This window comes from Alteromonas sp. IB21, from assembly GCF_016405965.1.
Taxonomy (GTDB): domain Bacteria; phylum Pseudomonadota; class Gammaproteobacteria; order Enterobacterales; family Alteromonadaceae; genus Alteromonas.
This window is the reverse complement of record NZ_JAEFCD010000040.1, coordinates 1-17,673: the sequence shown is the minus strand read 5'-3', so window position 1 is coordinate 17,673 and position 17,673 is coordinate 1. Positions and strand designations below refer to the sequence as shown.

General features: G+C 44.1%; 17 protein-coding genes. 5 read left to right on the top strand and 12 right to left on the bottom strand.

The features are described 5' to 3' along the window. The first annotated feature begins 164 nt into the window (after window positions 1-164). Window positions 165-605 (top strand): SRPBCC family protein, encoded by a 441-nt coding sequence (locus JC525_RS19005; protein WP_198817611.1) that lies wholly within the window; start codon window positions 165-167, stop codon window positions 603-605. 95 nt (window positions 606-700) lie between these two features. Here the strand turns inward: JC525_RS19005 and JC525_RS19000 are convergent, their stop codons facing one another. Together JC525_RS19000 and JC525_RS18995 are read right to left on the bottom strand one after the other, a co-directional pair. Then, window positions 701-2,692 (bottom strand): RecQ family ATP-dependent DNA helicase, encoded by a 1,992-nt coding sequence (locus JC525_RS19000; RefSeq protein WP_198817609.1) that lies wholly within the window; start codon window positions 2,690-2,692, stop codon window positions 701-703. A gap of 143 nt (window positions 2,693-2,835) precedes the next feature. Beyond that, a complete protein-coding gene (locus JC525_RS18995; protein ID WP_198817607.1) occupies window positions 2,836-3,432 on the bottom strand; it encodes a hypothetical protein in 597 nt (198 codons plus the stop codon). Between the two features lie 177 nt (window positions 3,433-3,609). On the opposite strand from JC525_RS18995, the gene JC525_RS18990 reads away from it, so the two are divergent. Together JC525_RS18990 and nei are read left to right on the top strand one after the other, a co-directional pair. Continuing rightward, window positions 3,610-4,731, top strand: a complete 1,122-nt coding sequence (locus JC525_RS18990; protein ID WP_198817605.1) for a zinc-binding dehydrogenase — start codon at window positions 3,610-3,612, stop codon at window positions 4,729-4,731. A gap of 210 nt (window positions 4,732-4,941) precedes the next feature. Continuing rightward, entirely contained in the window at window positions 4,942-5,763 is an 822-nt protein-coding gene (nei, locus tag JC525_RS18985; RefSeq protein WP_198817603.1) for an endonuclease VIII, read from the top strand. A 9-nt stretch (window positions 5,764-5,772) separates the two neighbouring features. Here nei and JC525_RS18980 read toward each other — a convergent pair whose 3' ends face one another. The 3 genes from JC525_RS18980 to JC525_RS18970 all read right to left on the bottom strand — a co-directional run bounded on the left by JC525_RS18980 (window position 5,773) and on the right by JC525_RS18970 (window position 8,318). Further along, window positions 5,773-6,945, bottom strand: coding sequence for a sugar efflux transporter (locus JC525_RS18980; RefSeq protein WP_198817602.1), 1,173 nt, complete (start codon window positions 6,943-6,945; stop codon window positions 5,773-5,775). Between the two features lie 201 nt (window positions 6,946-7,146). Next, complete coding sequence (locus tag JC525_RS18975; protein WP_198817600.1) at window positions 7,147-7,821, bottom strand: nitroreductase family protein; 675 nt, start codon at window positions 7,819-7,821, stop codon at window positions 7,147-7,149. Window positions 7,822-7,958: 137 nt separating this feature from the next. Beyond that, entirely contained in the window at window positions 7,959-8,318 is a 360-nt protein-coding gene (locus JC525_RS18970; protein WP_198817598.1) for a hypothetical protein, read from the bottom strand. 325 nt (window positions 8,319-8,643) lie between these two features. On the opposite strand from JC525_RS18970, the gene JC525_RS18965 reads away from it, so the two are divergent. After that, window positions 8,644-9,114, top strand: coding sequence for a retropepsin-like aspartic protease (locus tag JC525_RS18965; protein WP_233095311.1), 471 nt, complete (start codon window positions 8,644-8,646; stop codon window positions 9,112-9,114). 81 nt (window positions 9,115-9,195) lie between these two features. Here the strand turns inward: JC525_RS18965 and JC525_RS18960 are convergent, their stop codons facing one another. The 3 genes from JC525_RS18960 to JC525_RS18950 all read right to left on the bottom strand — a co-directional run bounded on the left by JC525_RS18960 (window position 9,196) and on the right by JC525_RS18950 (window position 10,647). Beyond that, window positions 9,196-9,606, bottom strand: coding sequence for a hypothetical protein (locus tag JC525_RS18960; RefSeq protein ID WP_198817596.1), 411 nt, complete (start codon window positions 9,604-9,606; stop codon window positions 9,196-9,198). A 184-nt stretch (window positions 9,607-9,790) separates the two neighbouring features. Further along, entirely contained in the window at window positions 9,791-10,099 is a 309-nt protein-coding gene (locus tag JC525_RS18955; protein ID WP_120961625.1) for a hypothetical protein, read from the bottom strand. Continuing rightward, complete coding sequence (locus JC525_RS18950) at window positions 10,099-10,647, bottom strand: YaeQ family protein (RefSeq protein ID WP_198817594.1); 549 nt, start codon at window positions 10,645-10,647, stop codon at window positions 10,099-10,101. The genes JC525_RS18955 and JC525_RS18950 overlap by 1 nt, the downstream gene beginning before the upstream one ends. A gap of 222 nt (window positions 10,648-10,869) precedes the next feature. Between JC525_RS18950 and add the strand changes: the two genes are divergently transcribed. Further along, on the top strand, window positions 10,870-11,874 hold the full coding sequence (gene add / locus JC525_RS18945; RefSeq protein WP_198817592.1) for an adenosine deaminase: 1,005 nt from the start codon (window positions 10,870-10,872) through the stop codon (window positions 11,872-11,874). Between the two features lie 127 nt (window positions 11,875-12,001). On the opposite strand, the gene JC525_RS18940 is transcribed toward add, so the two are convergent. The 4 genes from JC525_RS18940 to JC525_RS18925 form a co-directional block, all read right to left on the bottom strand. Further along, window positions 12,002-12,565, bottom strand: coding sequence for a class GN sortase (locus JC525_RS18940; protein ID WP_198817590.1), 564 nt, complete (start codon window positions 12,563-12,565; stop codon window positions 12,002-12,004). Further along, window positions 12,558-14,990, bottom strand: a complete 2,433-nt coding sequence (locus JC525_RS18935) for a marine proteobacterial sortase target protein (RefSeq protein WP_198817588.1) — start codon at window positions 14,988-14,990, stop codon at window positions 12,558-12,560. Before JC525_RS18935 ends, JC525_RS18940 begins: the two co-directional genes overlap by 8 nt. A 132-nt stretch (window positions 14,991-15,122) precedes the next feature. After that, entirely contained in the window at window positions 15,123-16,283 is a 1,161-nt protein-coding gene (locus tag JC525_RS18930; protein ID WP_198817587.1) for an MFS transporter, read from the bottom strand. Between the two features lie 164 nt (window positions 16,284-16,447). Beyond that, window positions 16,448-17,398 carry a YihY/virulence factor BrkB family protein gene (locus JC525_RS18925; protein ID WP_198817585.1) on the bottom strand — a complete coding sequence of 317 codons (951 nt, stop codon included), beginning with the start codon at window positions 17,396-17,398 and terminating at the stop codon, window positions 16,448-16,450. Window positions 17,399-17,673: the final 275 nt, after the last annotated feature.

Here is a 17,673-nt window from a genome sequence, read left to right as displayed (position 1 = left end):
TTTGTTCAATCAATATTCAACCTCACTATAAATTAGTTCTTGCCTATTTACTATGCTGTAAAAAGACTATCTACACGGCTAATCATTTCTTAAGTAAATTATTCTTTAAACCTGATGTACTATCGACAGAGCGTTGCAATAAAAATGAAAGGAAGAGGCTTAACGTGTTTTCAATTAATGTGGAAAGAACCATAAATAAACCCATTGAAACCGTGTTTGAAATATTAAGCGACCACGGGAATTATTCACAGTTTAAAGCCATTGATGCGTCGAACGTATTAAAAGAGGGAAACGTGACTAAAAATGGAGTAGGGGCTGTTCGAGAGATTATTTCTGGCGACGCTAATCTTCATGAAGAGATAGTCTGTTTTGAACCGCCCTTTAAGTTAGGCTACAAGGTTGTGAAATCCAGCCCGCTTCCCTACGACCATGAGTTGGGAGAAATTCTCTTGGAAGACCGAGAGGGCAAAACACACGTAACGTGGCGCTCGAAAGGGCATATTTCTCTTTTTATTTTAGGCACCTTATATTTCGACAAACAAATTCAAAAGGTGGGAAGCCGTGCTTTTGGTAGTATTTTAAAATACATTGATAATATGGCCTGAAAGTACAGCACTTTTAAAAGAGTGAAAGACGCAGAGCCGAGAGTGCGATTTAGGTTATTTATCGCACCTATCTTAGCGACAATTGCTTTGCACTTTTACGCTATCGCAGAAGATACGGCCGCTTTTACATCCGCATAGCGGCAGTGTTCACAGCTCCCGAATCCTTTCACTTGTTTTACTTTGAAGCGCGTAAATAAAGGCATAGTCATGCCAGTAAGAAAACGGCAATAGATGGATGTTGTAATAGGGCCTTCAAACTTTCCTTCTAAATGGGATTGTAGTGCTGAGATAGCTTCAGCCACTTGCGTCATATTTGGCTTGGCAATAGGGGTTGAGTAACTAAGCTTAGCCACCTTTCCATTGCATACACTACAGTGCCCACATTCTTTCGGCGCTTTTGTATCATCAAAATACGCTGATAGGCTATAGCTTAAACATGTGTTGAGTTCGAAGAAGCTTACCAAGGCGGCTATGCGCTCTATTTCCTTGTGTTCGTTTTCAGCAAAATACTGCGCTAACTTATCTGCTAAGTCTTCCGAGCATAGTTGTTCGTTGTTAACGCGATAAACATCGGTAATTAAGCGCGAAGCAAGCTCAATGTGGTTATGTTCATGCAAATACTCTAACGCAGCAACCACCCTTGAGCGCTCTGCACCGTAATGTTGATAAATACTTTCAAAATCAACAACGCCCCATACTTTTTTCATATTGGAGTGCGTGAATACCGCATCTAAAAAGCGCGAACGTTCTTGTGAAAATAAACCAAGTATGGTGGCTTTGTCTGAAATAAACCGGAACTTGTATTCTGCAAAGTAGGCGTATAGCGGTCGAATAACATTTGCGAGCTCAAGCTGCACTAGCAGGGTTTTAAGGGGAAGCTGACGAATATTGCTTGTGCTCGATAAGCTGTTAATTTGGGTTTCCCACTGGTAAACATTGTTTACGCTGTCAGCTGGCGGTTGAATTTCTTGCGCAGTATCTAGCTGAATCGGTGCTTGTGATTTAATATCGTTAATTACACGCTCGATTGCGCTTTTATCGGGTGTATCCCCATACACAAAGTTCTCTATGGTGACCAATCCGTCGAGGTTCGCTAATACCGTACAGTTTGCCGCGTTGCCATCTCGCCCGCCTCTGCCAATTTCTTGGCTATAGTTTTCTAAAGATTTCGGTAGGTCGTAGTGAATAACAAAGCGAATATCCGATTTATCTATGCCCATGCCGAAGGCAATAGTCGCCACCACAACTTGAAGTTTGTTGTTCATGAAGTCTTGCTGGATATCTTGTCTGACTTCACTGTCCAGACCAGCGTGGTAAGCCTTTGCAGCAACCCCTTGCTGCTGCAAGAATTGAGCGACTTCCTCGGCGCTGTTTTGCAGTGTGACATAAACAATGCCTGCACCTTGTTGTTTCTGAATTTCTCCTAGCAAAGCTTGGTTCTTATTGGATTCGAGAACGGGGTGAACCTGTAGATTCAAGTTTGGCCGATAAAACCCCGTTTGGATAATGCTAGTAGGAGAGATATCGAAACGTGCTGCCATATCCGATTTTACTTTTTTAGTAGCGGTAGCGGTGAGTAACAATACCAGAGGAATATTGAGCTCTTTCTGATAAGCAGGGAGCTTCAAATAATCAGGGCGAAAATTATGGCCCCACTCTGAGATACAGTGGGCCTCATCGATAACCAACATACTCACCCTAACAGACTCAATGAACTGTCTAAAACGTTCGTTCTTAAAACGCTCCACAGACACCATCAAAACTTTGCATTGACCAGAGCGGACATCGTTCATCACCTGCTTGTTTTGCTCAGGTGTTAACGTGGAGTCGATACTAGCCGCTGCAATACCCTTGCTGTGCAAAAACGCTAACTGATCTTTCATCAGCGCCAACAATGGCGACACCACCAAGGTTAAATGCGGCAACTGTGTAGCAACGTACTGATAGCAAAGTGATTTACCAGAACCGGTAGGGAATATTGCCAAAGTTGAATGACCACTTAGCAGCAAATCCACCGCTTCCTTCTGGCCCTCTCGAAATGCCGAAAAACCAAATAGCTGCTGTAAGGTTGCATGGTCAGAGTGCATTAAAAAATTCCAATTAGTTAAAGGATGACTCAATAGGGCTTATTACATTTTTGAGCCAGTGGAGTGCGCTTGGCGTCTTTGGTCTTGTTATATTGTAAGGTGGTGACCAAAGCAACGATACCCAAGTAGGGTTTTGCTATCAATTACTCTTCGTAGCCCCAAGGTGTTTTGGGCAGAGCGACGGGATTGTCGAGATCAAAATCAACCTGTACTTCGCGGGCTGGGCGAATTAGACGATAGCTAAAGCGGCGAGGGTAAATCATCATCTGCCAAACGTTATCTGTAGATGCCGCTATCCCCGATCCTATAAATAACGCTTTTGAATATGCATCTGCTGGGAAAGACTGAACTTGAGCGAACCCTTCATCTAAGGTGTGACCGCCGTACATGGTTGAAGTGTGAAAGCTACCGTCTTCGTTTCTATGGTCGTGCTTCAGCATAAGCCCGGCACCCGTTTTCGTTAAAATCCATGTGCGGGATGCGTCGTTACCTACATGAAAAGGGATTTGAATTTCTGAGTCTGTACAATTTCTTATGTGCATAACAAGCGCCGCATCGCCAAATGTATTTCCCACATTGTCTTTACTCACCTTTCCCTGAAATGCTTTACCGCAATGTGTTTTTATCGCATTGAAAAAGGCGTCGTGGGTAGGAATTGAGACCAGCGGTGCATCTTTGCCAAACGCTACATTACTTATTCCAGTAAGTCCGAGAAATACATAGGCACAAAACTTTTTCATTTCTTAATTCTCTATAACGGTTAATTAGATACTTAGCAGTGTAACTCATTCATTTCGGTCATGACGTGTATAAACTATCGAAACGCATATGTATTCGAAATATAAATTTTACTGATAGTGGGGGCGTGGTAGCTTATTGCTACATTCAGCGTTTAATTTTCAGGGCGAAACAATACTATGGATAAATCAAAACAACTATTTACGCTAATCACCTCAGAAGGTGAGTTACAGGTATCGCTAAAAGAAGTGGATGTTCCAGAGCCTAAGTCACATGAAGTGATAGTTCAAATGGAAGCCTCTCCAATAAACCCATCAGATATGTGGCCCATGTTTGGCCCTGCTAGCCTTGATAAGGCAACCTTTGATGCAGATAAAAAAGCACTAGTAGCACCAGTACACAAGCCGTTGCTAAGCCGCATTAAATCGCGTCTCGATCAAACCTTGCCTATTGGCAATGAAGGCGCAGGTACGGTTGTTAAGGCGGGCGATAGTCCAGAAGCACAAGCATTAATGGGCAAAACTGTATCTATCCTTACCGGCGCAGCCTATACCAAGTTTGCCTGTGTACCTGTGCAGGCTTGTCTACCGCACCTGGATAGTACAACACCGCAACAAGCTGCATCCTCATTTGTAAATCCGCTTACAGCACTTGGCATGGTCGAAACCATGCGAATGGAAGGCCACAAGGCGCTTGTGCATACCGCTGCCGCCTCTAACTTAGGGCAAATGTTGAACAAGATTTGTCTAGAGCAGGGCGTAGAATTAGTAAATATTGTACGTAGCCAAGAGCAGGTTGATATTCTTAAAGGCATAGGCGCAAAAATTGTACTTGATTCAAGCAGCGAGAACTTCAAAGCCGAGCTATATCAAGCAATTGATAGCACTGGCGCTACGCTAGCATTCGACGCCATTGGCGGTGGTGAGCTAGTGAGCGATATTCTTACTATGATGGAAGCATCGGGCAGTAAAGACGCAAAAGGGTTCAACACCTATGGCTCTGATAGCAACAAACAGGTGTATATCTACGGTGGCTTAGATTTCTCGCCAACTATTTTAAACCGTGCTTATGGCATGACGTGGAGCATTGGTGGTTGGTTACTAATGCGTTTCTTAGGCAAGCTTGATAAGAAGCGTGTAGGCGAGCTTTACCATAAAGTGGCTACGGAAATTAACACTACGTTTGCGTCGTCTTACAGTAAAGAGTTAAGTCTAGAGGAAGCGCTTCAGCCAGAGAATGTGGCTTTGTATAATGCGAAAAAGACCGGCACGAAATACCTTATTGTGCCGAGCAAGGGCTAACCAGCGGGACGTTTAACTACGGCAATCCTAGCTTAATTGTAATCAATAGAAGGGTCTGTTGATCTTTGATGTACAAACTGCGGTTTAAAGTACATTGAAGGGCGACAGACCCTTTTTGTATTCATTATCATTCAGCTGATATTAAGCTGGAAATACGCTCAAGAAGATGTGAAGTAAACCGTAACCCAGATAAAAGGTAGTTAAGACAGCATGCCTGAAGGTCCAGAGATTCGCCGCGCTGCAGACAAAGTTGAAGCGGTAATAAAAGATATCCCTTTAGAAAAGGTAGAGTTTGGCTTAGCTCAGCTTAAACCCTACGCTAAGCAGTTAGAGGGCGAAAGAGTGTTGGGCATGGAAACCCGTGGCAAGGCGTTAATCACCCATTTCAGTAACGCGCTTTCTATGTATTCACACAACCAGCTTTACGGCGTGTGGCATACCTGTAAACGCAACGAACTGCCCGATACTAAGCGTAAGTTGAGAGTAGGGCTTCATACCAAGACGCACAGCGCTATCTTGTATAGCGCCTCTGATATTAGTATCTGGCCATCGCAAACTATTCACGAACATCCGTTTCTACAGCGGGTAGGGCCTGATGTATTAAACGGTTCGGTGACAAAGGAGATGGTATTAAAACGCTTACGTTCAAAAGCTTTTTATAACCGCGCGCTAAGCGGTTTGTATCTAGACCAGCGCTTTATGGCAGGGCTTGGCAACTATCTCCGTAGCGAAATACTGTTTGCAGCCGGCGTTCACCCTTCGCTCAAATCCTCGCAGTTAGATGATGAGCAGCTTCGCGGCTTGGCACATCACACATTAGCCATATGCAAACGCAGTTATGAAACCAGTGGCTATACTGTTTATACAGAACTACGCGAAGTACTGGAAGCAAAAGGTATTAACTTTGAAGGAACGCGGTTTATGGTGTTCGACAGAGAAGAACAGCCTTGTAGAGTCTGCGCCACTCTAATAAAACGACAGACCTACAATGGACGACGTCTCTATTGGTGCAGCCAATGCCAGGCGAAGTGAACCGGATTTTTAACGACGCGCCCGCTTCTTAACAAACATAAACACTAACAACACGCTTAAGCCAAACATTGCAATGCATAATGAGCCGATAGTGGCATCTCTAAAGCTAAAGAATTGGGCTACGGTGCCTGCGCCAATCGTGCCTAGCATCATACCTACGCGGGTGGCGTTTGAATAAAAGGCTGAAGTGAACCCGGTTAAGTCGGGCGCTTGTTGTTGCAGTAACGTCAACCCAATGCCTGCATACAAGCCGTAGAAAAGGGCGTTCAGTATTTGAAGGGTAAGTAACTCCCAACTTGACTGAGAAAAGTACACGCCGACGTAAAAACAACAGCCGAAAATAAATGCTACGGCCATGATACCTGCGGGTGGAAAGCGTCGAGCCAGTTTGGCCGCCAGTAACATAGTCGGGATTTCAAGTGCGGCCACTACACCCATCATCAGCCCGGGTAAATTTTCTGCCAACCCCAGTTCATTCATGACGTATAAGGGCATCGATGATAAATACATAACATTGCCAGCCATTCCAGCAAGTATAGCCAGCCCAACCAGCCAGAAAGGCAGCGATAGCGAGCCCTTCAAAGTAGTATTGAGTGACTGTTGATTAGCTTTTTGAGGCGGCACAACCTTTACTACAAAAAGCGTTGCAACTATCACACATGCGATAGCCACTGAAAAAGATGCTGCAAAGCCAAAATTGGCGACCAAAGTAAACGCTAGCGGCGGGCCAACCACCCAAGCAAGAGAGATGGAAGCGCGAACTTTTGAGTTGAAGGCGGCTAAGTCGATGTCTTGGTTTTTTGCCCATAGCCCTGAAACGGTCAACATCTGAGAGACTGCTCCTGCACCCACAGACATGAACAAAACGCCAGCAAGGAACACGTGCCAAAACTTATTACTAAAGATAAAGGCTATCATGGCAATGCCTACGCAAATCATGGTTAGCCCATAAAGACGATTTGCGTTAAAGCCTTTGTCAGCCAGGTGCCCTAGGTATTGACTGATCACCAACCCTGATAGCGTAACAGAAACCATGTAAATGCTTATGTATATGGGCTCAACGTTTATCTCGTCAATGAGAAAATAGCTCATAAGAGGCGTAACAAACGACGAGGTTAAGCCAGTTAAAAGGCTTAGCAACAGAAAAGGAAGTTGTGGAGAAAATGCGTAACGCGATGACATGAGACTATTAGCTCCCGAGGGCTGTTAAACGGTGTTGACCCAAACTCGTAAAGAAAAGGTCACAGCCCTTAATAACGAGGGCGCATTATAAGTGCTGCGTATCTCATGTCTATGACGAAGCTTTTATAAGCTATCTTTTAAAATTATGCTGCACTAACACTTTCGTTTAAAAAGTACATAGCCCCAGGGCGCGCTCTAAATCTAGAGAAAGCTCGAAATTTCGCTAAGCGACTTTTTTTGTTGAGCATGTGCTGGAATAGTGGCATTGGGGGAAGGGTAGCCTGCAATAATTAGCATGTAAGCCCGCTCATTATCTGGGCGCTGGCATATTTCGGTTAAAAAGTTCATAGGTTTTGGAGTGTGGGTTAAGGTTGCCAGGCCAGCGTTGTGTAACGATGTAATAAGCATGCCAACCGCAATACCTACCGACTCATGAACATAATAGTTTTGGCTTTTTTCACCCGCTTTTGTTTCACCAAATTTTTGACTGAATACAGCAATAAGCCAGGGCGCTGTTTCAAGATACGGTTTACTGGCATCTGTGCCTAAAGGCTTGAGGTCATCGAGCCACTGTTGACCAGCGCGTCCATTATAGAACCCTTGTTCGTGTGCCTCTGCTTGCTCGCGGATTTGTTGTTTTACGTGGGCAGACTGGATAGCGGCAAAATGCCAAGGTTGATGATTTGCACCGCTAGGAGCCGTACCGGCAGTGAGTATGCAGTTTTCAATGATGGTTTTATCGACCGGTCTGTCACTGAAGTGTCGAATACTATGGCGACGCTGCATGTTTTTCAAAAACTCTGCACTTCGAGCAAGCATACTGTCTTCTGGGTATTCAATAAAATCAGTAAGAGGAGAGTGGTCGTGAGGTTGCATTGGCTTTCTCTTTTTTGTTGTTTTCCTCACTTTATCTTTTTGGCCATCGTTTTCAAAATAAAACGCTACAAAAAAGCGACTCACTCAGGCAAAAGTGAATCGCTTCGATGTAATGCTTAACTGAAAGTGTAAGCAGATTAATTACGTTTGAACGGCGGGCGCGTGCCACGTCTTTGCTTGTCGTCTTCCTCTTCTAGCATTTCAAGTTGAGCGACATCATAAACTGGCATCATGGTGGTTGTTCTGCGGTAAGGAGGCTTTCCACGCATAATCACCTCTTTAACTTCAACATATTCGATAGCTTCCTGACCTACTGACTCCAACTGCGCAACGTCGTTAACCGACATGGTTACCACCTTGCGTTTAAAGGGTGGTTTACCAGAATAATCTACCACTTGCACTTCTACAGTATCATCAGAAGAAACAGGCATTGCTTGCGCGGTAAATCCAAGCGAAACGGCAGTGATGAGCGATCCCAAAACATAGCGTAATTTCATATCGTGTCCTCATATTAACATTACTACTTTGTATATTGTATGAACGAATTTGGTTCAAACAATACTGATTGGTGATAGTCATAAGCTATCAGTTTTGGTTATTAGCAGCATGTGCTAAATCAGAGGGACTAATATGCTCGGTGAGAAGCACAATATGCACCACGGTATGCCTACGTATGGTGCATAATACCCAGCGCTAGTGCACCAATAAGGTGCTTAAACGTGTGGTCATTTCGAGTAGATCGAAGAAAATCAAATAATTAACATATGGTCTTTATCTTGCTGCTCACCTACGTCTTCTTTTAAAGCGTGTGGTGTAGATAAAATGAACAGAACGGCAAAAAAAGCAGTGACGTTATCACTCTCAGTGCTGTTGATGGCATATGTAGGTTTTGTCTCACCAGCATTGGCCATAGAGCAAAGTATTCCACTCTCGCAAAGTAAAGGCGGCACCTTATATTTGGAAGCTACGCTTGAATCTAATGTGAGAGCATCGTTTTTGCTGGATACGGGGTCGAGTTTGTTAACGCTTAATCAAGCCACTTTTAACGCTATTACTCAAAATCAACCGCTACTTGCTACCAGAACGTCGGCAGCGAGAATGGCGAACGGAAAAATTCTTAAGGTATCACAGTACCAACTCAATTCAGTGCGTATTGGCAATACGTGTGAAGTAGGGCCAGTAGAGGTCGCCGTGCTTCCAAAGGGGAATAATATCCTTGGCATAAACACACTGCTGAGGGTGGCACCATTAACGATTACGGCAAACTCAGTAATACTTGCAGGATGCGAGTAGAGTAGCGCTTCGTTAAAAAAATTAGATACAAAAAAGCGAACCGAGAGGTTCGCTTTAAAAGCTGGAGTAGCGGGCTACGACTTAATCGTCACACTCGCTTACATCTCCGCCCATTTGTTCTTTCATTTTTACGCAGGCTTCGTATGCTTTCTTCGCTGCTGCGTCTTTCCATTCGCCCACTTTCTCGGCGCTTGCATCGTAAGCGTCAGATGCCATGTCTTTGCCATCTTCGTAGGCATCAGAAGCCATTTTTTTACCATCTTCATAGGCGTCTGAAGCCATCTCTTTGCCATCATCTAAGGCGTCTGAGGTCGCATCTTTTGTATCATCCCAAGAATCAGCAGCATCTTCTTTTGCTTCTTCATACGCTTCAGACGTTGTTTCGCCTGCTTTTTCCATTTCTTTTTTTACATCACTTTTCGTTTCTTCGCTAGATTCTGTACAGCCCATTAAAGACAGTAGTAATGCTAACGCCATTGCTTTAGTTTTCATTGTGAAGCTCCTTTTACTGGGATAGTGGCTTATTTAAAAGCCGGTCAACATGGTGTGTTCAATTGTTTAGTATATTGTTATATAGCGCGTGTCTTTATATAGAAATTTCACTAGCCAAATATTGAACGGTCCCAGTCTAGCTTACTTACCTCCCAAAGTGTAAGTAGACTTTATGCGGAAACGCTTATTCTTCTGGGGAATCTGTAGTAAAAATTAAATGTCGGCGCATGTCTTTTAAAACTACACCTTTTTTTAAAAGGGCTGAACTCAAACGACGCTGCCATTTTTTCAGCTCTGGTTCTGCCCGCAGCACGGCTTCTTCTGTGTCGAATTGAAAGCGTAATAGCAGGGATCCCGGAAACTGGTGATATTGAACGTCAAACCAGCACTGCAGCATTCCTTCAAGTTCGTCGCGGCCTTGCGCTTCCAACGTGTTAGCAATATCGAGTACCAACGCTTGTTGTTTTAGCTGAACAGCAGATAGCTTTTTCATTACATCTTTTTCTCAATTGCAATTTCTACACTTTCAGTAACTTCAGCGCCTTCAATAGTCAGCCACATTTGTCCATCTTGTATGGTGACCTGAATTTGCATTGAGCGCTGTACCGCGTTAGCAAGTGTAGTAGATAACGATTCTGGTAATGTAAACACTGACAAGTTTTTTCTCGTTTGCAGTTTGTTTTGTTCTTTGCTCCACCACGCATTAAAGCTGTTATCTGCGTAAGAATAAATCATCATCTGCTTGCTTTGGTTGCAGCCCTTCTTGATGCGCTGTTCAGAAGGTTGGCCCAACTCAATCCACAGTTCTATTTCATCGCTGAAACTCTTCTGCCACAAATCTGGAACGTCGTCGTCAGATAGCCCTTTGGTAAACTGCAGACGCTCATGCGCATTTACGATAAATGCGATGATTCGCAACATCATGCGCTCGTCGTTTTCTGATGGGTGACGAGCGATAGTAAGGTTGTGGTCGTTGTAATAATTGCGGTCCATATCGGTTATGGATATGTCAGCTTTAAAAATGGTCGCTTTGAGAGCCATGATGTTCCTGCTTAATTTAAATGAGGTATATTTTTTATCCTCTCGTGCTATGGCAACAGTGACATAGCAAAACTTGGCGATATAGTACCAGCAAATAAATAGTTACGCCTTAGTTGAGAGCACTGTCTTGTCTCGCGATAAAAAAGTTATTTTTGCTAACAAAGGGAGGTTTCAAACGCTAAGTGTTATAGTTAAGTTCGCGCTTTATAAAGAAGTATTGCCATGCCTATTGAAGATTTACCGTTGCTAGATTTACATCGTCACTTAGATGGGAATGTGCGCCTGCGCACAATTCTGGAACTTGGTCAGCAATTCAACATCGACTTACCTGACTATTCGTTGGAAGGATTGCGCCCACACGCACAGGTAATGAGAATTGCACCAGATCTTGTATCGTTTTTGGACAAACTTACTTGGGGTGTGAAGGTGCTAGGCGACCTTGACGCCTGCAAACGTATAGCGATTGAAAATGTTGAAGACGCGGCAAAGCAAGGGATTGACTATGCAGAACTGCGTTTTAGTCCTTACTTCATGGCTGAAAGTCACGGGCTGCCAACACAAGGTGTGGTTGAAGCCGTTATCGATGGGATAGAAAGCGCAACAAAAAAACACAATGTTAAAGTTAATCTGATTGGTATTCTGTCACGTTCTTATGGCGAAAAAGCCTGTCAGCATGAGTTAGATTCAATCTTGGCTTATAAAGAACACATCACTGCAATTGACTTGGCGGGCGATGAAAAGGGCTTCCCTGGGAGCTTGTTCGTTGAACATTTTAAGCAAGTGCAGCGCGAAGGGTTGCATGTCACAATACACGCTGGCGAGGCTGTTGGCCCAGAAAGTATTTGGCAAGCAATAAAGGACTTGGGGGCTACTCGAATAGGGCACGGCGTTAATGCCATTCACGATGAAAACCTAATGGATTATTTGCGTGACAATCGCATTGGTATTGAAAGTTGTTTAACCAGCAACATATTGACGAATACTGTAGCCACACTATCAGAACACCCAATAAAAACCTTTTTGGATCACGGGATACTCGCCTGTCTAAATACCGATGACCCCGCAGTTCAAGGTGTAGAACTCGATCATGAATTCTCCGTTGCCGCTAAACAAGCAGGCCTGACCCCTTCGCATATCAAACAAGCGCAAGAAAACGCCTTAGCAATTGCATTTCTAAGTGAAAACGAAAAAGCCGCATTAATCGACCAGCGGCGTCAGCGTAATTAAACTAACCTTCATCTAAAATATTGAAATCCAGAAAGTTAAAAGTGTTACACCAGCTTTCATTGCCTTAGTGTGACGAACACGAAAAAAGTGGGGTCAGTGTAACGACGCTGACCCCATAACTACAGTTTTATGAAGGCTCAAGCTCTACAACCAGCCTTAAGTGATTGTTTTGGGGGATTGTATGAAATGGATAGCAGGTGACTAAATACAACCTTTTCTGATCGAGTTGCACATGCAGATTTTGGCCTTTTATCTCGACAATTCGTTTCGCCGAAATTCGATAGGGATGCCAAACCCCATCTAATGTTTGAAGCTGTAGTGCATCGCCAACATTTACCTTCTCGAGAAAAGCGAAGTGTGTGTCTTTGTGGCCTCCAATAACGCTACTTTCACTGCCTAATTCGCCAGCGTTAGCATGCCTACCCGGGCCGAAGGCAAGTGCATTCCCTTGAGCCCCTTCCAGAATATACAAGTCTGTATTGCTGTTTGGGTGCACCATTCGTCCTACTGGCCACGTGTCTGCCCACTGCCAAGGCCTAACCTGACCTCCTGTTTGCAAAGTCTCGGTCCATGCTCGCTTAATTAACACCTGCGCTAACTCTGCTTTTACCGACAACCAAGCGGCATTACCAAACCCAATAGTCGCAACAACAATAAGTAACAAACTTACGAGTAATTTTGGTTTAGCCATTGTGAGTTATGCCTTTGTCTTCTTTAAAAATGCGATATTGGGCGAAGAGATAACATCGAGTTTCACCTATATTGAGCAGCATCAATAAAAATAGCGAAAGTGCGCTAGTCACAAGGTACTGGTTAATTCCGGCAGAGGTTTGTGGATAGCTAATGGCGCGCATTTGCATGCCTTGCGGCATGAGGTTTTCTACATGCTGTGGGCTAGCGTTTGTCGATTCAGGCCTTGATTCCGTTTCTTCAATGGCAACAAAGCTGGTATAAGCCGTAATGAGCTTATGGGGTATAGCTACCTTGAGTATGTCTTTTTCAACGTCCTCTTCATTCCTTCCGAGGGCTTTTTCATCCATTAACGCCGCAATTTTTTTGCGTGCCCATGCGGTAGCGATACCTGTAGTTTGAGAGGAGTTAACAAAAGGAACATTCGCTGCATTTCCGTTATTTTGGGGGGCCGCCGTTAAATATTGCGCCTCTACACTGCGCTGCCATTTATGGAGATTACCGTTTGTGTCAGTCAATGTGCCTGTAAGCACCACTTGGTTGTCTAAGCTGTTTTCGTCCCCTTTAACATTGTCGATGTGTTTTATGCTAGCAAAGTCAGGCACTTTAAAATTGATGAGTAACGGCTCACCAGCATATAAATCAGGTAAACGTTCAGGGAACACTTCAACGCTTTTATTAATCCGCATACTTTTAGGCAGGATTAGTGAAAGATTGCTTAAAACCGGACTTTCAAGCTTAGTGAACAAACGCTGCATTTTTTTTTGTATATTATTTGTGTCGTTAATAAAGACATAGCTACCGCGACCAAATTGCGCAGCGCGGGTCATGAAATAGCTGTTTGGTGCGCTGCCAATCCCCACCGTAAAAAGTCGTGCGCTACCTAGCTCCCGTTTAATCAGCGAGAAAAGTGCAGCTTCATTTCCAACCGCGCCATCGGTAATAAACACCACTTGTTTGATGAAGTTTTCCTTTGGCTCGGCTTTTAATGCCTCATGAAGCGCGTCCGCCATTTCAGTGCCGCCATTGGCGTTTAGCCTAGATATAAAGGATAGGGCAGTGTTTATATTGTGTGGCTGAGTATTTGTGGGCTGGCTGAACAACTTTGTGTAGTTAGAGCTAAACGCCACGATGTTAAATCTGTCTTTAGTGTCTAATCTTTCGATAGCCAGTTTTAACGCGGCTTTAGCATCTTCAATTGGGCGACCTCCCATAGAACCTGACGTGTCTATGACAAAGGTGACATCTCGTGGAAAGTCCTGCAGATCCTTAGGGTTTACTTGTGGTGGTGTTAGCATAACTAACGCATAGTGGTTGTTATCTACATTCTCTGCAAAATAGGCTGCCTGTGGAGTCGCGGTGTTAAGTGGGCTCCAGTGCAACCACAAATCTCTATCCATGGTTATTTGTGTGTCATCAAGTAAAACTCGGTATTGATACTTGGTGTCGTCAATAGAATGCCATTGTACTTGATGGCCTTTGCTGTAAATGGAATTTATAGCCAATCCTGCGTTAATTGTTGCCTTAAACGTAAGCTGGTTGGTGAGGTTGTTTTGAGGCAGCGTATCTATCATAAATGGGGTGATTTTATCAGCGTCACTGACTTCATTTGTGGGTAGAGCCCAGCCCGAAATAAAGGCGTTGTCGGCAGTTATATGCCTATGGCTATGAGAGCCTCGCTCACTTTTATTTTCACTATGTCTACGCTCCTCATTTGCGTCGTTTGTTTCGCTGTCGCCAGCGTATGCGTGTTCAACTAACGCTGTATCGCTCAAATCCTTTGTGGGTATGCCAGGAATGTACCGAGGGGTAAGGGTAGTAGGAAGATGAAAGCTAAATTCGCCATTTTCATATGCAACTTGCTGAATATACTGAAGCGTTACCGTTATATCTTCGCCTGGCGCTATATTCGCCACATGTTGGGTGAATAAATTCGGGCGTTGTTGCTCAGTTAAACTGGCTTTCTTTCCTGCTTTTTTAGCTGTTTCAAAAGCTTTTTTAGCTTCTGTTTTTTGCTTGATTTTGCCTCGAACAATTCTCTTGCCGATAAGCATTTCCATGCTGTTAATCGCTGCGTTTTCATTAAGAGGAAAGGTGTAAACAGCGTGCTTCCATTCATTGCTGTTATTGGTGAATTTTTGAGAATAGGTAACGTGCGCAATCATGCCATTCACCTGTAAATCTACGTCAGTTGAATGCAAAAGGGCGTGTGAAGGCTCGCCGTCCTTGCTTTGCAATATTAATTCGCCAGACTCAGCGCGACTTAGTGGGCTAACCATCAACCCAAGCAAAAAGCACAGAAATGAGACAAGAATAAGCAGTCTATGTTTGCTCGGTTGGGCCGCACGCTGCCGTTCTCGAAACCAAGGTTTATACGTACTCGGAGGATTGAAGTAGTCGCGCTTAGGTGTTTTAGAAAATAGCATAGGATAAGCTCGTTATAGATGACGATGCTTATTATTAAACGCCCTGAATAGGGCGAATTATGAACAGTGATTATGGCGAACTGGTGAAGAAAGATGGCGAAAGCGCACAGAGACTGTATCTAAGGCTAGATCTTATTCGCCAGCCATCGCGCGGCCTTTGGTTTTTACACTGGCAATGAGCATATAAATGCTGGTGGCAAGTAGGCAAGAAAACAAATAGCCCATCAGCCCTTGTGGGCCTGCTAAAAAGTTGTCGGCTACGAGAGGGCCCATTACTGAACCTACGCTGTAGCTAAACAGCATGACCTGTGTTGCGCTTATTATAAAGTTAGCGTCCAAGTTGTCGCAGGCCAAATTTATCGCCACAGGATAAAGAGCAAATATGGCCATACCCAGCAGAAACAGGCCTGCTCCTAAAGCATAAATGTTGCTGAATGCTGCGGTAAGTGTAATTGCAGCAACGCCGAACAGGCAAAACAGCGCCATGAGTAATGTGCGAACTAAATACTTTGATAAAAACGGAATTAAAGGTTGGACAGCCATCGCACCCAAAATGATAAGTGCCATTAAACTTCCCAAATCGTCATGAGCGATACCTCGGCTCGACAGCTCAAGAGGCATAAGACCGTAGATCGCACCAAGGGTTAAACCCGACACTATGCAGCCTATAATTGCAGCATGATTTAATTTTGATATTTGTTTAAACGTCAGAGAGGTACTATGCGCTGTTTCAGGCTGTTCGCTCTTGGCAAATAAAAGTACGCCAATGGCCAAAATCAACATACTGAAAATGGTAGCAAACGGCAGTGTGCCGCTTACGCCGATAGCACCGATACCTAACTGTCCTAAAGAACTGCCGCCGTACAACGCCCCCATATAGAGGCCCAAACGTTTTGCTCTGTCGGCCTTATCGCCATGTAACAGCCACGACTCGACGATAACAAATACACCCGCTACCGCTATCCCTGCCACCAATCGAGCAACAAGCCAAACCGAGGCGTGAGCAAACAAAGGCATTACCGCAACAGTCAGTACCAATACACCTAAACACAATGCGAATCCGTGCTTGTAACCAATACGAGTAACCAGCGGCTCAATACTTAAAGCGCCTACAAGTAAACCCGCATAAAAGCTACTGGCCAGCCAACTTGCGATAGCTGTGTCTAGGCCATATTGGCTAAGCATGAGGGGGATTAGGCTCATTAGGTAGCCAGACGCAACCGCGTAAAAACCTAGCGCGATAACGGGAACAGAAACGCGCGCTTTGGCCGGTGTAATAAGGTGATTGTCCAAGGTACTGCCTTACATCAAAAGAAAGAGAAGATAATTTCGCGGCGCGAATATGAGGTAATTTTTGATGCAGGTAAAATGAAAAGAAATGCTCGTAAAGATGCTAAAAATTAATTGTGAAAACGGCGCTGACCCTTGGTGTCAGCACCACAAGATAGATTGCGCAATTACTTTATGTCATTTGGCGTATGATCGGCCACGAAGGCGTTTCTTTCACCCATGGGTTTGTCTTCACCTTTTGTGCTGTCGGCTGTGGTTTGAAGCTCTATAGAGGAGTTTACTTCCGCTCCAATAAGAATGATATATGCCGTTAAGTACAGCCACATAAGCAAAATAATAATGCCCCCTACAGAACCGTAGGTTTTATTGTAGTTTCCAAATTCATTGAGATATACCGAAAAACCGTACGACGCTAACACCCACAATATTGTGGCAAATATCGAGCCTGGCGTGACCCAGCGCCATTGGGCTTCTCTTCTATGCGGGGCGTAGCGATAGAGTGCCGACAGCGCAATATTAAATAACGCTAACATTACCGGCCACGTCACCCACATGGCTTGCTCGGTACTTATTGCGTTAGACGTCATCCAGTTTATTGCTTCGGGTAAAATAGTGATGCAGGCAAGGGCTACAATGACGGTCAGGATCATAAATATGGTGCAAGTAATGCGTGCCAAAATACCCTTTAAAAAACTTCTACCCTCCGCTTCGCTATAGGTAATATTGCACGCCTTGATAAGTGCATTCGCACCTTTGCTACTACTCCATAAAGACAAAGAAAGCGTAAACAAGAAACTCCATCCTAATGCCGAGTTCGACTTTTCAGTTAAGTTGGTAAGCTGCTCTTCAATGATATATCGGCTTTCGTTGGGTACTACGTTAACAAGAAGTGCCATGTGATTTTGCAGTTCAAAAGGAGAAACCATAAGCCCGTAGAGTGCGATAGTCGAACCCAATAGCGGAAAAATGGCAAGCAAACAGTAAAAAGCTACGCCAGCTGCGATAAGAGGAATATTGTCTTTTTGAAGGCTCGTGAAAATACGTTTTATGATACTCCACCAATGTTTAAGAGAAATCTCAAAAGCTGACTTTGCGTGGTCTAATCGTTCCGTGTTCATATTTCCTCGGTTTTTCTTACGCCGCTTACTGCTTGTAAGTGTTTAATACACAAAATGTGAGAACTCGGCTTAAAAAGATTATTAGAGCAGCGCTCTTTACATAGCGCTTTTCCTTAGTACAAAGGGTAGCGATAAGCGGCGCTTCTTGGGCGTGTTGATGATGATTAAGCAACAGGCGTCTACTCTGTAAATCATTCATAACCCCTGCATTTCTGCGTAACAGTAAGTTAGGTTTTCGTTATTCCTTCCTTGTGAATATTCAATTAAAACAGTTG

Coding starts and splice junctions, on each gene's coding strand:
- JC525_RS19000 (WP_198817609.1), bottom strand. CDS start 2,692: ATGCACTCTGACCATGCAACCTTACAGCAGCTATTTGGTTTTTCGGCA.
- JC525_RS18995 (WP_198817607.1), bottom strand. CDS start 3,432: ATGAAAAAGTTTTGTGCCTATGTATTTCTCGGACTTACTGGAATAAGT.
- JC525_RS18990 (WP_198817605.1), top strand. CDS start 3,610: ATGGATAAATCAAAACAACTATTTACGCTAATCACCTCAGAAGGTGAG.
- nei (WP_198817603.1), top strand. CDS start 4,942: ATGCCTGAAGGTCCAGAGATTCGCCGCGCTGCAGACAAAGTTGAAGCG.
- JC525_RS18980 (WP_198817602.1), bottom strand. CDS start 6,945: ATGTCATCGCGTTACGCATTTTCTCCACAACTTCCTTTTCTGTTGCTA.
- JC525_RS18975 (WP_198817600.1), bottom strand. CDS start 7,821: ATGCAACCTCACGACCACTCTCCTCTTACTGATTTTATTGAATACCCA.
- JC525_RS18970 (WP_198817598.1), bottom strand. CDS start 8,318: ATGAAATTACGCTATGTTTTGGGATCGCTCATCACTGCCGTTTCGCTT.
- JC525_RS18965 (WP_233095311.1), top strand. CDS start 8,644: ATGAACAGAACGGCAAAAAAAGCAGTGACGTTATCACTCTCAGTGCTG.
- JC525_RS18960 (WP_198817596.1), bottom strand. CDS start 9,606: ATGAAAACTAAAGCAATGGCGTTAGCATTACTACTGTCTTTAATGGGC.
- JC525_RS18955 (WP_120961625.1), bottom strand. CDS start 10,099: ATGAAAAAGCTATCTGCTGTTCAGCTAAAACAACAAGCGTTGGTACTC.
- JC525_RS18950 (WP_198817594.1), bottom strand. CDS start 10,647: ATGGCTCTCAAAGCGACCATTTTTAAAGCTGACATATCCATAACCGAT.
- add (WP_198817592.1), top strand. CDS start 10,870: ATGCCTATTGAAGATTTACCGTTGCTAGATTTACATCGTCACTTAGAT.
- JC525_RS18940 (WP_198817590.1), bottom strand. CDS start 12,565: ATGGCTAAACCAAAATTACTCGTAAGTTTGTTACTTATTGTTGTTGCG.
- JC525_RS18935 (WP_198817588.1), bottom strand. CDS start 14,990: ATGCTATTTTCTAAAACACCTAAGCGCGACTACTTCAATCCTCCGAGT.
- JC525_RS18925 (WP_198817585.1), bottom strand. CDS start 17,398: ATGAACACGGAACGATTAGACCACGCAAAGTCAGCTTTTGAGATTTCT.